Genomic DNA, 14,237 nt, shown 5'->3' on the forward strand with positions numbered 1-14,237 from the left:
CCTAACCAAATTATGGCGGAGATATGACCGCGGCGCCGTGCGATTCGCAGTTAGAGATTGATTCGGGGGGCAAAAATGGCGATCAATGTGTCAAAACAAAAAACATAATATTGAGCAGTACAAGGAAACGGGCAATGTCAAAAATTGCATTGGTGGACGACGACAGGAACATCCTGACGTCTGTGTCGATGACTCTTGAAGCCGAAGGTTTCGAGGTGGAAACCTACAACGACGGTCAGGCCGCGTTGGATGCGTTTAACAAAAAGCTCCCTGATATGGCTGTGCTGGACATCAAGATGCCCCGCATGGACGGGATGGATCTGTTGCAGCGTCTGCGCCAGAAAACCGCGATGCCGGTGATTTTCCTGACTTCCAAGGATGATGAGATCGACGAGGTGCTCGGCCTGCGCATGGGGGCGGATGATTACGTCAAAAAACCCTTTAGCCAGCGTTTGTTGGTGGAACGTATCCGCGCATTGCTGCGCCGTCAGGACGCGGTAGAGACCGGCGAGGTCGGTGATACCGAAGAAACCAAAGTGATGGACCGTGGCGATCTGAAGATGGATCCGCTGCGCCATGCGGTGACATGGAAGGGCAAGGATGTGTCCCTGACCGTCACCGAATTCCTGTTGTTGCAGGCCTTGGCCCAGCGTCCCGGTTTCGTGAAATCGCGCGATCAGCTGATGGATGTGGCCTATGATGACCAGGTTTATGTGGATGACCGCACCATCGACAGTCACATCAAACGTCTGCGCAAGAAGATGCGCACCGCTGATGATGAATTCTCGGCGATTGAGACGCTTTATGGTATCGGCTACAGATATAACGAAGAGTGATCTGACCTCGTGGCGATTGCCGAAAGGAACTTTGTGCGCGATTTAAGCACACCTGCGCGGGATGGGGATGTTGTTCTGGGCGACGATTGGGTCGCGCCGGACAACACCGGTTCTGATGAAATGCGCGTCCGCCGGGAACGGCGGGGGTTGTTTTCTTTGCGCGGTTCGCCGTTGACGCGCAAGATCATCACCTTCAACCTGATCGCATTGAACATCCTTGTTGCGGGCATCCTGTACCTCAATTCCTCCCGTGACTCCCTTGCGGTACAGCGGGCCGCCGGGCTGGTCTCGGAAGCGGAGCTGATTGCCGATGTGATCGAAGCCAAGCTGCCTCAGGAGGGGATTGTCGATCTGGCAACAGATGTGGACATCGCGCTCACCCTTGAGGCCATCGATCTACGCAGTGGCATTGATGTCTTTGTCTATGATACCACTGAGACCCTGCTGGCCCAGTCCAAGGGCAAACTGGCGCTTGGCCCTCTTTATGGCTCCAATCCTGAAAGCCGGACCGTATTGACCGATGGGCTGAGCTGGGTATGGGAAAAGCTCACCGGCGTGCTGGGGGCGGCAGATCCCGCAGAAGTGGTGCCACTGACCGAACAGTTCAAACCATTGGTCACCAGCAGTTTGGAGAGTGGCACCCGCATCGAAGATACGCTTGATGGCGAAGGCGGCACCTTGTTCACCGTCATGACCCCGATCACGCAGAATGGCACCAGCATCGGTGTGGTCGCAATCGCCTCGGCCGCCGGGGAAATCGACAAACTGGTGCGCGGCGAACGGGAACGTGTGCTGCAGATGTTTGTTGTCGCAACGCTGGTCTCCATTGGCCTTAGCCTTGTGCTTGCCTCGACCATCGCGAACCCGCTGGCTGATCTTGCCACGGCGGCCGAGCTGGGCCGCGATAAGAATGCCCGCAAAGTGAACCCCGGACGCATCCGCATCCCCGACCTGACCGCCCGCCCGGACGAAATTGGACGCCTGTCCGGTGCTCTGCGCGGCATGGTGTCGGCACTTTACAACCGGATCGACGGCAACGAACAATTTGCCGCTGACGTGGCGCATGAAATCAAGAACCCACTGGCGTCTCTGCGCTCTGCGGTGGGGACATTGCGGATGATCAAACGCGAGGACCAGCGCGAGAAACTGCTGGATGTCATCGACCATGATGTGCGCCGCCTTGATCGTCTGGTCAGCGATATTTCCAATGCCTCGCGGCTTGATGCCGAATTGGTCAAGGAAGAAGAAGAAGAATTCGATCTGCTGAAAATGGTCGGCAATCTTGGCCAGTATCTGGGTGAAGACGCCCGCAAAAAAGGCATCGATTTCATCACCGACCTGCCTGAGGAGCCAATCAATGTGATGGGGCTTGAGGCCCGGTTGGCGCAGGTATTTGTTAACCTGATCACCAATGCGATTTCCTTCTGTGAAGACGGTGACGCGATCCGGGTCTGGGCGCGCAAACGTGAAAACCGTGTTCTTGTCGTGGTTGAAGACACCGGTCCGGGCATCCCCGAACAATCCCTGTCCAAAGTGTTCAAACGGTTCTACTCACAGCGCCCGGATGAACATTTCGGCAATAACTCCGGCCTTGGTCTTGCGATCTCCAAGCAGATTGTCGAGGCGCATGGCGGCGTGATCTGGGCCGAAAACATTCGCCCCACCGAAGCGGACATCACCTCTGACCCGCTTGGCGCGCGGTTTGTGGTAGGTCTGCCCACTTAAGGCATGTCGCGCGGTGCCCCTTTAACCACCATCCATGCCAGCTGTGTCAGTCTGGACGGACGTGCCCTGCTGATCTGCGGTGACAGCGGCAGCGGCAAATCATCACTTGCTTTGCAGTTGATCGCCCTCGGGGCCGGGCTGATCGCCGATGATCGCACCAGCTTGCAGGCCATGGACGGAACCCTGCAGGCCAGCTGCCCCGCTTCGATTGCCGGATTGATCGAAGCGCGGGGTGTTGGGATATTACACCTGCCAGCGGCAGAGCCGGCCCCGGTAACCTTGATCGTGGACCTGAACAAAACCGAAACCACACGGTTGCCCCAGCCTCATACCGCCAGTTTTCTGGGCATCGTGCGGCCCTGCCTGTGGCACACCCCCGGATCACATTTTGCCGCTGCCGTCTTGCATTGCCTGCGCCATGGGATAAGTCACGACTCATGAGCCAATCCCTGCCTTTATCCGAACCCTCACCCGCTCCGTCCAAACGCCGTATTGTGCTGGTGACCGGCCCCTCGGGTGCGGGCCGCTCCTCTGCCCTCAAGGTGCTTGAGGACGCGGGGTTTGAGGCCATCGACAATCTGCCAATCGGCCTGCTGCCAGCCTTGCTGGATGGGGCCGGATGGGAACGCTCGGTTGCCCTGGGAATTGACGCGCGGACAAGGGATTTCTCGACCGACGCGGTGCTTGACCTCTTGAGTCAGCTCTCCGCGCGTGACGATCTGACGGTGGATCTGCTTTATCTCGACTGCGCCCCGGATGTCCTGTTGCGCCGGTTCTCCGAAACCCGCCGCAGACATCCTTTGGCCAGTGGTGGGCCACCTCTGGCAGGTATCGAACGTGAACAGCAGCTGTTGCACCCGGTGCGGGCGCGTGCGGATGTGCTGATCGACACAAGCAACCTGAATGTTCATGAATTGCGTACCGAAGTGGAAGGGTGGTTTTCGCCCGACGGACAACATTATTTAACCGTCTCGGTGCAGTCATTCTCCTATAAACGCGGCCTGCCGCGTTCTGTGGATATGGTCTATGACTGCCGCTTTCTGCGTAACCCCTATTGGGAGCCAAGCCTGCGCAGCGCCAATGGTCTGGACCCCCGCGTGGCCGCCTATGTCGGACAGGACTCGCGGTTCACCGCCTTTGCGGATCAGGTTTTTGGGCTGAGCGAACTGTTGCTGCCTGCCTATAAACAGGAAGGTAAATCCAACATTTCCATCGCTTTCGGCTGCACCGGCGGGCAACATCGTTCCGTGACCCTTGCGGAAGAACATGCAAAGCGGCTTGCACAGTTGGGCTGGCAGGTGTCAATAAGGCATCGAGAGCTTGATCGACAGAATGAAGTTAAGGCACAGACGTGATTGGTATTGTGATTGTTGCACATGGCGGTTTGGCGCAGGAATACCTTGCGGCGATAGAGCATGTTGTGGGATCGCAAAAAGGTATCCGCGCCATTTCCATCCATGCCGATCATGACCGGGGGGCAAAGCAGGACGAGATCTGCCTTGCCGCGGATGAGGTTGATCAGGATGCCGGCGTGGTGATTGTCACCGATCTGTTCGGCGGTTCGCCCTCCAACCTGTCATTGCGCGCCTGCCGGCCGGAAAACCGCCGCATCATCTACGGCGCGAACCTGCCGATGCTGATCAAACTGGCAAAATCGCGCCAGATGGATGTACCCGACGCCGTGCGCGCCGCCCTTGAGGCAGGTAAGAAATACATCGACAGCCAGAATGTCAGCACCTCCTAAAGGCCCGAATGAATGACCCAGATTTCCCTCAAGATCGTGAATATCAAGGGCCTGCATGCCCGCGCCTCGGCCAAACTGGTCGAAGTGGTCGAAGCATTTGATGCCCGTGCCGAGGTCAGCAAGGATGGCATGTCTGCATCAGGTGACAGTATCATGGGGCTTTTGATGTTGGCAGCCGCCTGCGGAAGCACTATTGAGGTTGTCACGTCCGGCCCCGACGAAGAGCCTCTGGCCGAGGCTCTGACAGCGCTGGTGGCGGATAAGTTCGGCGAGGGTGACTGACGCCCGCATGTGGACCTGTAAAAGGTAACCTGTCTTGGCAAACGATATACACTCGATGACAGAGGGACAGGGCACCGCTGGTGACAATGCCGATGCCGCGCCGGTCAAATACGACCGCAGCAGCCTGTCTTACGCCTCAACCTTCGATGATCCGCTCAAGGCGCGCATGATCAGCGCCATCGAATTGCTGACCGGCAAGCTGACGATCCTGCGTCTGGTGCGCAAATTTGAACGCAGCGGTGCCCCCACCGGACAGGCCTTCTGGCGGGGTGCTCTTGATACTATGGGGATTGACCTTACCACCCCCCAATCACAGCTGGACCGGATTCCCAAAGAGGGGCCGGTTGTGGTGGTTGCCAACCATCCGCATGGCATGGTCGACGGGATGATCTTTGCCGATCTGATTGGCCGGGTACGCCCCGATTACCGCATCCTGACCCGCTCCCTGCTGACCTCCATCGACGAGGTTGCGGGCAGCTTCATGATCCCGGTGCCCTTTCCCCATGACCCAGATGCGCAGCGCAAAGGTGTCGAAATGCGGGCCAGCGCCATGAAACACCTCAAGGAAGGCGGTGTGGTTGCCCTGTTTCCCTCCGGCGTTGTCGCGGCCTCCGAAACATGGTGGGGTCCTGCGGTAGAGGCAGAATGGAACGTCTTCACCGCCAAGATGATCCGCCGCTCCGGTGCTGCGGTGGTGCCAATGAAGTTCCCTGGCCAAAACAGCCGCGCCTATCAAATCGCCAATAAAATCAGTCCGATGCTCCGTCAGGGCCTTTTGCTGCATGAAATCGTACATGCCTGCAACAAACCTCAGGGACCGATTGTCGGTCATCCGATTGCGCAATCCGAAATTCAGGCCCGCGCGGATGATCCGCGCGGCTTTATGGCCTGGCTGCGCGCGCATACGCTGGCGTTAAAGGACTAAGGGTTCCAAGGCACCTCTCCTCTTTTTGGCCTTATATACTGTCCGCACTCTCTGCACCCACCGCCCGCCTGCGGGGGCCACATCCCTTACCGCGTCGGCACAGGGACATCACCGCGATAATCATAAAACCCGCGCTGCGATTTACGCCCCAGCCATCCGGCCTCGACATATTTGGTCAGCAGCGGGCAGGGCCGGTATTTGGTATCCGCCAACCCATCGTGCAATACGTTCATAATCGCCAGACAGGTATCCAATCCGATGAAATCCGCCAGCTCCAGCGGTCCCATCGGGTGGTTCGCGCCCAGTTTCAAAGAACTGTCAATCGACTGTACGCTCCCCACACCTTCATAAAGCGTATAAACCGCCTCATTGATCATCGGCATCAGGATGCGGTTTACGATAAACGCCGGGAAATCCTCGGCAGAGGCAGAGGTCTTGCCCAGCCGGTCCACAACAGCCTTGCAGGCATCAAAGGTCGGTGCATCCGTGGCAATACCACGGATCAATTCGACCAGCTGCATCACCGGCACCGGGTTCATGAAATGAAACCCCATGAATTTCTCCGGCCGGTCTGTGCGGCTTGCCAGGCGGGTGATCGAAATCGAAGAGGTGTTCGAAGTCAGAATTGTCTCTGGCTTGAGATGTGGCAACAGGTCTTCGAAAATCGCCTGTTTGATGGTCTCACGCTCTGTCGCGGCCTCGATGATCAGATCACTGGGCCCCAGCTCTTGCAGGGTGGTGGTGGTGGTGATCCGCCCCATTGCCCCGGTCATATCGGCCTCGGAGATCTTGCCGCGTCCGACCTGCCGCGACAGGTTGCCTTGAATGGTCTCAACCGCCGCCTTCAGGGCATCCTCGCTGATGTCGGTCATCTTTACGTCATAGCCCGCCAGCGCCATCACATGGGCAATCCCGTTGCCCATCTGTCCTGCGCCAACAATTCCGATTGTCTGAATGTCCATCAGAAGTCCTTTCAAGTGTTACGCCACAATAGGGGGTGGAGAGGGCAGGCCGCAAGGGCGCGAATTGCAGAGAATTAAAAGCAAAATCACCCCTTAACATTATCTCAAGCCGCCGCCTCCACTCTATGCCCCGGGTGAAATAAAAAGGTGGGTGAAATGACCTATGATGTATTGGGGGCCGCGCCTCTCGACTATCTGCCGTGCCGCTATGGAGCGTCCAAACTTTTGTTCCGAGGGCCACGGCGGGATTTGACAAAACCCTATCTGGCTTTTGTTGGTGCAACTGAAACCTACGGCAAATTCGTAGGGAAACCCTTTCCCGCGCTTGTAGAGGATGCCCTTGGGGTGACCTGTGCGAATTTTGGTCAGATCAACGCCGGGATCGATGCGTTTTCTACGGATCCCTTTGTGATGGATGCAGCATGTGGTGCAGAGATTGCCGTGATACAGGTCATGGGGGCGCAAAACATGACCAATCGGTTTTATGCGGTGCATCCGCGCCGCAACGACCGCTTTGTCAGCACCTCGACCTTGCTGCGCACGATCTACCGCGAGGTGGATTTTGCGGATTTCCACTTTACCAAACATATGTTGAAACGGCTGATGGAAGTGTCGCCAGAGCGGTTTAAAACCGTGCGGGATGAGCTTCAGGAGGCCTGGCTGGCGCGAATGCGCCTGATGCTGAAACGGATCAACGGCAAGTCGATTCTTTTGTGGTTTTCCGACCATGGCCCCGAGGATAACGCGATGAACGCAGCCCAGATCGGGCGTGACCCCTTGTTTGTCACCCGCGAGATGATGGCGGAAATCACACCACTTGCCACCCATGTGGTAGAGGTTGTCGCCTCTGAGGCGGCGCTGGCGCAGGGCACACAGGACATGCTGTTTGACGAAATGGAAGTGATGGCCGCCTCGGAACTGCTGGGGCCGATGGCCCATCAGGAAGCAGCCGATGTTTTAAGCGAAGTGATCAAAACCATGCGATAACGCAAAAGGCCCGCCGGTTGGGCGGGCCTTTCTATTCTCTGGATCAGACAGAGAGCTTTACAGCTTGTCCATCAGCTCGGGCACCGCCTCGAACAGATCCGCAACCAGACCAAAATCGGCAACCTGGAAAATCGGGGCCTCTTCGTCTTTGTTGATGGCCACGATGACTTTACTGTCTTTCATGCCGGCAAGGTGCTGGATCGCACCGGAGATGCCAACCGCGACGTAAAGATCAGGCGCAACAACCTTGCCTGTCTGACCAACCTGCCAGTCGTTCGGGGCATAACCCGAATCAACCGCCGCACGCGAAGCACCAACCGCCGCGCCCAGCTTGTCCGCCAGTTTTTCAATCAGGGCAAAGTCTTCTTCGGAGCCAACACCGCGACCACCGGAAACAACCACACCCGCAGAGGTGAGTTCAGGGCGATCGGATGCCGCAACCTTGTCTTCCACCCAGGTGGACAGGCCGGGATCAGCCGCCGCACCAACGGTTTCAACCGAGGCAGAACCGCCTTCACCAGCCGCATCGAATGTCGATGTACGGAAGGTGATGACCTTTTTGGCATCGGTGGATTTCACAGTCTGAACCGCGTTGCCCGCATAGATCGGACGCTCAAACGTGTCGCCATCCACAACGCCGGACGCGTCGGAAATGATCATCACATCCAACAATGCCGCAACCCGTGGCATCACGTTCTTGGCATCTGTGGTCGCAGGGGCCACGATATGTTCGTAATCATCCGCCAGCGAAACAATCAGTGCCGCCGTTGATTCGGCCAGACGGTGACCCAGCGTTGCATCTTCGGCAACCAGCACCTTGGACACGCCATCAATCTTGGCCGCCGCTTCACCTGCCGCTGCGGCAGAGCCGCCCGCCGCAAGAACAGTCACATCGCCCAATGTCTTGGCCGCTGTTACGGCCTTGGCCGTTGCGTCCATGGACAATTCGCCGTCGGTTACTTCTGCAAGGAGTAGAACAGCCATTACACAGCCCCCGCTTCTTTAAGTTTCGCAACCAGCTCGTCCACGGATGCAACCATGATGCCGGCGGCACGTTCTGCTGGCTCAACCGTTTTCACGATCTCCAGACGGTTTGCGATATCAACGCCGTAATCTGCCGGTGTCTTCTCATCCATCGGCTTTTTCTTGGCCTTCATGATGTTGGGCAAAGAGGCGTAACGTGGCTCGTTCAGACGCAGATCAACGGTGATCACCGTTGGCATGGAAACCTCGATGGTTTGCAAACCACCATCGACTTCGCGTGTGACCTTGGCTTTGTCGCCTGCAATCTCGATCTCGGAGGCGAATGTCGCCTGTGACCAGCCCATCAATGCCGACAGCATCTGGCCGGTGGCGTTCATGTCGTTGTCGATCGCCTGCTTGCCGGTCAGAACCAGACCGGGTTGCTCTTCGTCAACAATCGCCTTGAGGATCTTGGCCACAGCCAGGGGTTCGATGTCATTATGCACATCGTCAGTGGCGACAACAAGGATCGCACGATCCGCACCCATCGCCAAAGCGGTCCGCAGGGTTTCCTGCGACTGTTTGACACCGATGGAAACCACGACGATTTCATCAACCTGCCCGGCCTCTTTCAGACGGATCGCCTGTTCGACGGAAATTTCGTCAAACGGGTTCATCGACATTTTTACGTTGGCAAGATCAACACCCGATCCGTCCGCTTTGACGCGCACTTTCACGTTGTAATCAATCACGCGTTTGACAGGTACAAGCACCTTCATGAGCGTTCTCTCCTTGGTTACTGCGCGCCCTGTTTGGCCGCGCGATTCAATTCTCTTGAGCAGGTTTAGCGAAAGCACTTGCGGCGAAACAGGGAAAAATCGTCCTTTATCGACCTAAGAACGCCGCGTTTCCGGGTGTTAGCGCTGTCAACCTCTCAGCGGTTCGCCCCCGGCACCCAAAGCACATCATCCTTGCCGCCATTGTTCGACATCCGGGCCGCGACAAAGAACCAATCACTCAGCCGATTCAGGTATTTCACAGCCGCCGGGTTGATTTCTTCCTGTTCTGCCAAAAGCACGGCCAGCCGTTCCGCGCGCCGTGCCACGGTGCGGCAGACATGCAGATGGGCAGCCAGCGCGGTGCCGCCGGGCAGGATAAAGCTGCGCAGCGGATCAAGGCTGGTGTTCATCACGTCAATCTCGGCTTCCAGCCGGTCAACCTGTGCGCTTGCCAATCGCAGGGGCGGATACTCCGCATCCTTGTCCGCGGCCATATCAGGGCGGCACAGGTCCGCGCCCAGATCAAACAGATCATTTTGAATGCGCGAAAGGGCGGCATCGGTTTCCCCGGTTGCTTCCAATCGGGCCACCCCGACAAAGCAGTTCAATTCATCCGAGGTGCCATAGGCTTCTACCCGCGCATTATATTTCGCCACGCGGTCCCCGTTGCCAAGCGCGGTTGTGCCGCTGTCACCTGTGCGCGTGTAGATCTTGTTCAGGACAACCATCAGCCAAATCCTCCGCGCAGCCAGACAAAGCCGACAATCAACAACACGGCAACAAACTGGGCACCGATCCGATAGCGCATCAACTTGTTGGCGTTCTTTTTGTTAAAGGCCCCGCCACCGGCAAATCCACCCAGACCGATCATCAAAATGATGGCAACGGCACAGACCGCCAGTAGCAGAATAATAAACAGCGGATCATCAGTCATCGGGCATCCCTTCGGCTTGTCCTGAAAGATGTAGCCGGTGAAGCGCACAACGCAAGGCTTGTCAGCGGCTCAATACCCAATCCAGGGCACGGGTGGGCAGGATACGGCGCAGCATACCAGACAGATAGGTCGGCAGTGTGACGTAATAGCGCGGGCGGGGCCGGGGGCTTTCAACCGCGTGGATCAGCCGTTTGGTAACGGCGTCAGGGGGCAGCTCGAAGCGGTCCGGCCCGGATGATTCGTAGAGCCGTTTCAACAGGGAGCGCTGATATTGCTCTGAGCGGGCAGAGTTTTTCCAATCCACCCAGCGTTCAAAATGCGGAATCGAATTGACCCTGATCTTTGAGGTCACCGGTCCGGGTTCAATCAGACAGATATGCACACCAGTCCCGCGCATTTCGATGCGCAACGTGTCGGTCAGCCCCTCAAGCGCAAATTTGGTGGCGTTATAGGCACCACGCCACGGCATGGTGACAAACCCCAAAACGGAGGAACATTGCACAATGCGCCCACCGCCCTGTGCCCGCATCACCGGAATCACCGCGCGGGTCAGGCTGTGCCAGCCGAAAAAGTTGCTCTCGAAAATCGCGCGCAGGGCATCTGTCGGCAAATCCTCAACCGCGCCGGGCAAACCATGTGCGCCGTTGTTGAACAACGCATCCAAAGTGCCACCGGTCGCTTTCAATACCTCGGCCAATGCGCTCTGAATTGTCGCTTCATCCGTGTAATCCAGAAGCGGGGCCTCGAACCCTTCTTCTTTCAATCTTGCGCAATCTTCGGGTTTGCGACAGGCGGCAAACACCCGCCAGCCCTGTGTGCGCATGCCATGGGCCGCGTCATAACCGATGCCGCTGGAGCAGCCAGTGATCAGGATCGACTTTGCAGGGGGGACATCAGACATGAAAAAAAGCCTCCGGTTGGGAAGGCTTTCATCGCGTGCAATGCTCTGGATGGCAAGTTCAGCTGCTGGTCAGCAGGAAATCCGCCATCCAACCGCCGGTGCCGCCATCAAGTGGCTGAAACCGGACCCAGCCATTGCCGTCGTCCTGAATGATCTTCACCTGATCACCCTGCACCAGCCGCGAGACCACGCCAAAATCCGTGCCCGGTCCGCCGCGCACATTCACGCGGTTGCCGGTTACGGTGCGAATATCCTCAGAGCTGCCCGCGTCTGTGCCGCGCAGATCGGATACGCCGTCTGTCGGGTCAATCAGGCTGGGGATGATCGCCGGTGTATCAGCGGAAGAGGTCACAAGGCTGGCATTCTGCGGCACGCGTTCAGCGTCAGTTGCGGCAAAGCCGCTATCGCTCTCTGTCGCAACATCACCCAAGGATGTCAGGTTCAGCGACACCCGCGTCACGCCATTGTCCAGAGGCGGGTCTGTGTCCACCACAGGTTTTGGGGCGGCGGCAACCACAACTGGTTCAGGCTGGGTGTAGATCTTTTTCTGGGTAACGACGGGGGCCGGTTCAGCCGCTTCAAGCCGCGCCTGTTTGATCGCGCTCGCATCAAAATCAGACCCGCCACTCATTTCATAAAAGGTCCAGCCCAAAAAGCCGAACGAAACCAAAATAAACCTTACCATCGTTACATCCCCGAGAATCTTCGTGTCACAAGCATAACACGTATTGCAGCTAAATGGTTCAATACCGCGTAAAATTCCTGAGTGCGCGGGGGAAACGACAAAAACTTCTCCCCCGTGGCATCTGTGCCGCGCTGCGGTGAACTTTGGCCAAACGACCGCTTGCTGTGGCTCGAAGGCGCCGCTACAAAACCTGCCATGTCAGATGTAACCACCCCCCCCGAGACCGACCCGAAAAACGTCTCTGAACCGCTGCGCCTTGCGCTGGGCGAACGCTATCTGACCTATGCATTATCGACGATCATGCACCGTGCGCTGCCGGATGCCCGCGACGGGTTGAAACCCGTCCACCGCCGGATTCTCTATGCGATGCGCGAGCTGCGTCTGGCCTCAAACGGCGGGTTCCGTAAGTCTGCCAAGATCTCCGGCGATGTGATGGGGAACTATCACCCGCATGGTGACGCCGCGATCTATGATGCGATGGCGCGTCTGGCACAGGATTTCAACGTTCGCTATCCGCTGGTCGACGGGCAGGGCAACTTTGGCAACATCGACGGCGATAACCCCGCCGCCAGCCGCTATACCGAGGCGCGGATGACCGCCGTGGCCGAGGCCATGCTGGAAGGGCTCAACGAGAACGCGGTTGATTTTCGCGAAAACTATGACGGGACGCTGACCGAGCCTGTCGTGCTGCCGGCACAGTTCCCGAATCTGCTGGCCAATGGGTCGACCGGTATCGCCGTGGGCATGGCGACCAATATCCCGCCGCATAACATTTCCGAATTGTGTGAAGCCTGTATCCACATGATCAAAGTGCCCGATTGCCGCGATGAAACCCTGTTGAACTATGTTCCCGGCCCCGATTTCCCGACCGGCGGTGTCATTGTCGAACCCAAGGAAAACATCGCAACCGCCTATGCCACCGGCAAGGGCGGCTTCCGGCTGCGCTGCCGTTGGGAGGTGGAGGATCTGGGGCGCGGGCAGTGGCAGATTGTGGTCACTGAAATTCCCTATCAGGTGCAAAAGTCCAAGCTGATCGAAAAGATCGCAGAACTTATCCAGATCAAGAAGATCCCGATTCTGGCTGATGTGCGCGACGAATCTGCCGAAGATTTGCGTATGGTGATCGAACCGCGTTCCAAAAACGTTGATCCCGAAGTGCTGATGGGCATGTTGTTCCGCAACTGTGACCTTGAGGTGCGGTTTTCGCTGAACATGAACGTTTTGATCGACGGGGTAACACCCAAGGTCTGTTCGATGAAGGAAGTGCTGCGCGCTTTCCTTGATCACCGCCGCGAGGTCTTGCAGCGCCGCTCGACCCACCGGATGGAAAAGATTGACCACCGCCTTGAGGTGCTGGAAGGCTTTATCATTGCCTTCCTCAACCTTGACCGTGTGATCGACATCATCCGTTATGACGATGACCCCAAGGCCGCACTGATGCGCGAGGATTGGGGCCGCGATCATGTGCGCGCCATGAATGAATCGGATTATGTATCTCCCCCTGCCGGGGAGGGCGAGCTGTCAGAAGTGCAGGCCGATGCGATCCTGAACATGCGTCTGCGGTCGTTGCGCCGTCTGGAAGAGCTGGAGCTGCTGCGCGAGCAATCCGCACTGATGGAAGAACGCGCAGGGCTTGAGGATTTGCTGGAAAGCGAAGACCTGCAATGGCAAAGCATTACAGATCAGTTGCGCGCGACGAAAAAGCAGTTTGGCAAAGATTGGATCATCGACGGGGTTCCCTGTGGCAATCGCCGCACGACATTTGCCGAGGCGGGTGTGATCGAAGAGGTGCCGCTTGAGGCGATGATCGACCGCGAACCGATCACGGTTGTCTGTTCCGAAATGGGCTGGATTCGCGCAATGACCGGCCATATCGACCTGAACCGCGAGCTGAAGTTCAAGGACGGCGACGGGCCGGGATATATCTTTCACGCTGAAACCACTGACCGTTTGCTGGTCTTTGGTTCGAACGGCCGGTTTTATACCCTTTCCGCCTCAACCCTGCCCGGCGGGCGCGGCATGGGTGAACCGGTGCGCCTGATGGTGGATCTGCCCAATGAGGCACAGATCGTGGCGCTGTTCATCCACCAGCCGGATCGCAAACTTTTGGTGGCCTCTTCTGCGGGGGACGGGTTCGTGGTGCCGGAAAACGACGTGGTGGCGCAGACACGGTCGGGCAAACAGGTGTTGAACGTGCGCGGTGATACCACGGCGCTGATCTGTAAGCCGACGTCGGGGGATGCGGTGGCGACGGTGGGTGAAAACCGCAAGGTTCTGGTTTTCGCTCTGGACGAGCTGCCCGAAATGGCCCGCGGCAAAGGGGTACGTTTGCAGAAATACAAGGACGGTGGGTTGTCGGATGCCACCAGTTTTGTCCTTGAGGACGGGCTAAGCTGGCTGGATCCTGCCGGGCGCACGCGCACTGAAGTGGATCTAAGTGAATGGACCGGCAAACGCGCCAGCGCCGGACGGATGGCCCCGCGTGGTTTCCCGCGTGATAACAAGTTTACCTGA

General features: G+C 57.7%; 16 protein-coding genes. 9 read left to right on the top strand and 7 right to left on the bottom strand.

Translation table 11 applies throughout. From position 1 onward, the window contains the following. Window positions 1–134: 134 nt before the first annotated feature. Genes QQL78_RS00770 through QQL78_RS00800 form a run of 7 tightly spaced genes read left to right on the top strand, consistent with a single transcriptional unit; the run spans window position 135 to window position 5,512 of the window. Entirely contained in the window at window positions 135–836 is a 702-nt protein-coding gene (locus QQL78_RS00770) for a response regulator transcription factor (RefSeq protein WP_025043520.1), read from the top strand. A 33-nt stretch (window positions 837–869) separates the two neighbouring features. After that, complete coding sequence (locus QQL78_RS00775) at window positions 870–2,561, top strand: sensor histidine kinase (protein ID WP_284369589.1); 1,692 nt, start codon at window positions 870–872, stop codon at window positions 2,559–2,561. Window positions 2,562–2,564: 3 nt separating this feature from the next. Further along, window positions 2,565–3,002 carry an HPr kinase/phosphorylase gene (locus QQL78_RS00780; protein ID WP_284369591.1) on the top strand — a complete coding sequence of 146 codons (438 nt, stop codon included), beginning with the start codon at window positions 2,565–2,567 and terminating at the stop codon, window positions 3,000–3,002. Beyond that, the gene (gene rapZ, locus QQL78_RS00785) at window positions 2,999–3,916 is read left to right on the top strand and encodes an RNase adapter RapZ (protein WP_284369593.1); all 918 of its coding nucleotides are present in this window, start codon (window positions 2,999–3,001) and stop codon (window positions 3,914–3,916) included. Before QQL78_RS00780 ends, rapZ begins: the two co-directional genes overlap by 4 nt. Next, on the top strand, window positions 3,913–4,305 hold the full coding sequence (locus QQL78_RS00790; protein WP_284369595.1) for a PTS sugar transporter subunit IIA: 393 nt from the start codon (window positions 3,913–3,915) through the stop codon (window positions 4,303–4,305). Before rapZ ends, QQL78_RS00790 begins: the two co-directional genes overlap by 4 nt. Window positions 4,306–4,317: 12 nt before the next feature. Next, the gene (locus tag QQL78_RS00795; protein WP_284369598.1) at window positions 4,318–4,587 is read left to right on the top strand and encodes an HPr family phosphocarrier protein; all 270 of its coding nucleotides are present in this window, start codon (window positions 4,318–4,320) and stop codon (window positions 4,585–4,587) included. A gap of 55 nt (window positions 4,588–4,642) precedes the next feature. Further along, on the top strand, window positions 4,643–5,512 hold the full coding sequence (locus QQL78_RS00800) for a lysophospholipid acyltransferase family protein (protein ID WP_284375396.1): 870 nt from the start codon (window positions 4,643–4,645) through the stop codon (window positions 5,510–5,512). 86 nt (window positions 5,513–5,598) lie between these two features. On the opposite strand, the gene QQL78_RS00805 is transcribed toward QQL78_RS00800, so the two are convergent. Beyond that, window positions 5,599–6,474: a 3-hydroxybutyryl-CoA dehydrogenase gene (locus tag QQL78_RS00805; protein ID WP_284369600.1), complete on the bottom strand. Its 876-nt coding sequence runs from the start codon at window positions 6,472–6,474 to the stop codon at window positions 5,599–5,601. 156 nt (window positions 6,475–6,630) lie between these two features. Between QQL78_RS00805 and QQL78_RS00810 the strand changes: the two genes are divergently transcribed. Further along, entirely contained in the window at window positions 6,631–7,461 is an 831-nt protein-coding gene (locus tag QQL78_RS00810) for a DUF6473 family protein (RefSeq protein ID WP_284369602.1), read from the top strand. 57 nt (window positions 7,462–7,518) lie between these two features. On the opposite strand, the gene QQL78_RS00815 is transcribed toward QQL78_RS00810, so the two are convergent. The 6 genes from QQL78_RS00815 to QQL78_RS00840 all read right to left on the bottom strand — a co-directional run bounded on the left by QQL78_RS00815 (window position 7,519) and on the right by QQL78_RS00840 (window position 11,723). Beyond that, complete coding sequence (locus QQL78_RS00815) at window positions 7,519–8,445, bottom strand: electron transfer flavoprotein subunit alpha/FixB family protein (RefSeq protein ID WP_284369604.1); 927 nt, start codon at window positions 8,443–8,445, stop codon at window positions 7,519–7,521. Next, window positions 8,445–9,203, bottom strand: coding sequence for an electron transfer flavoprotein subunit beta/FixA family protein (locus QQL78_RS00820; protein WP_284369606.1), 759 nt, complete (start codon window positions 9,201–9,203; stop codon window positions 8,445–8,447). The genes QQL78_RS00815 and QQL78_RS00820 overlap by 1 nt, the downstream gene beginning before the upstream one ends. A 155-nt stretch (window positions 9,204–9,358) precedes the next feature. Further along, a complete protein-coding gene (locus tag QQL78_RS00825; protein WP_284369608.1) occupies window positions 9,359–9,931 on the bottom strand; it encodes a cob(I)yrinic acid a,c-diamide adenosyltransferase in 573 nt (190 codons plus the stop codon). Continuing rightward, entirely contained in the window at window positions 9,931–10,137 is a 207-nt protein-coding gene (locus QQL78_RS00830; RefSeq protein ID WP_284369610.1) for a twin transmembrane helix small protein, read from the bottom strand. Before QQL78_RS00830 ends, QQL78_RS00825 begins: the two co-directional genes overlap by 1 nt. 61 nt (window positions 10,138–10,198) lie before the next feature. Then, window positions 10,199–11,038 carry an SDR family oxidoreductase gene (locus QQL78_RS00835; RefSeq protein ID WP_284369612.1) on the bottom strand — a complete coding sequence of 280 codons (840 nt, stop codon included), beginning with the start codon at window positions 11,036–11,038 and terminating at the stop codon, window positions 10,199–10,201. A 58-nt stretch (window positions 11,039–11,096) separates the two neighbouring features. Beyond that, on the bottom strand, window positions 11,097–11,723 hold the full coding sequence (locus QQL78_RS00840) for an SH3 domain-containing protein (RefSeq protein WP_284369614.1): 627 nt from the start codon (window positions 11,721–11,723) through the stop codon (window positions 11,097–11,099). 195 nt (window positions 11,724–11,918) lie between these two features. Here QQL78_RS00840 and QQL78_RS00845 point away from each other — a divergent pair, with 195 nt between their 5' ends. Further along, entirely contained in the window at window positions 11,919–14,237 is a 2,319-nt protein-coding gene (locus QQL78_RS00845; protein WP_284369616.1) for a DNA topoisomerase IV subunit A, read from the top strand.

Origin of the sequence: Sulfitobacter pacificus (assembly GCF_030159975.1) — a bacterium.
Classification (GTDB): Bacteria; Pseudomonadota; Alphaproteobacteria; order Rhodobacterales; family Rhodobacteraceae; genus Sulfitobacter; species Sulfitobacter pacificus.

What these genes read in the sequence shown, in the direction of transcription:
- QQL78_RS00770 (WP_025043520.1), top strand. Translation starts at nt 135, where the DNA reads ATGTCAAAAATTGCATTGGTGGACGACGACAGGAACATCCTGACGTCT.
- QQL78_RS00780 (WP_284369591.1), top strand. Translation starts at nt 2,565, where the DNA reads ATGTCGCGCGGTGCCCCTTTAACCACCATCCATGCCAGCTGTGTCAGT.
- rapZ (WP_284369593.1), top strand. Translation starts at nt 2,999, where the DNA reads ATGAGCCAATCCCTGCCTTTATCCGAACCCTCACCCGCTCCGTCCAAA.
- QQL78_RS00795 (WP_284369598.1), top strand. Translation starts at nt 4,318, where the DNA reads ATGACCCAGATTTCCCTCAAGATCGTGAATATCAAGGGCCTGCATGCC.
- QQL78_RS00800 (WP_284375396.1), top strand. Translation starts at nt 4,643, where the DNA reads ATGACAGAGGGACAGGGCACCGCTGGTGACAATGCCGATGCCGCGCCG.
- QQL78_RS00805 (WP_284369600.1), bottom strand. Translation starts at nt 6,474, where the DNA reads ATGGACATTCAGACAATCGGAATTGTTGGCGCAGGACAGATGGGCAAC.
- QQL78_RS00810 (WP_284369602.1), top strand. Translation starts at nt 6,631, where the DNA reads ATGACCTATGATGTATTGGGGGCCGCGCCTCTCGACTATCTGCCGTGC.
- QQL78_RS00815 (WP_284369604.1), bottom strand. Translation starts at nt 8,445, where the DNA reads ATGGCTGTTCTACTCCTTGCAGAAGTAACCGACGGCGAATTGTCCATG.
- QQL78_RS00820 (WP_284369606.1), bottom strand. Translation starts at nt 9,203, where the DNA reads ATGAAGGTGCTTGTACCTGTCAAACGCGTGATTGATTACAACGTGAAA.
- QQL78_RS00825 (WP_284369608.1), bottom strand. Translation starts at nt 9,931, where the DNA reads ATGGTTGTCCTGAACAAGATCTACACGCGCACAGGTGACAGCGGCACA.
- QQL78_RS00830 (WP_284369610.1), bottom strand. Translation starts at nt 10,137, where the DNA reads ATGACTGATGATCCGCTGTTTATTATTCTGCTACTGGCGGTCTGTGCC.
- QQL78_RS00835 (WP_284369612.1), bottom strand. Translation starts at nt 11,038, where the DNA reads ATGTCTGATGTCCCCCCTGCAAAGTCGATCCTGATCACTGGCTGCTCC.
- QQL78_RS00840 (WP_284369614.1), bottom strand. Translation starts at nt 11,723, where the DNA reads ATGGTAAGGTTTATTTTGGTTTCGTTCGGCTTTTTGGGCTGGACCTTT.
- QQL78_RS00845 (WP_284369616.1), top strand. Translation starts at nt 11,919, where the DNA reads ATGTCAGATGTAACCACCCCCCCCGAGACCGACCCGAAAAACGTCTCT.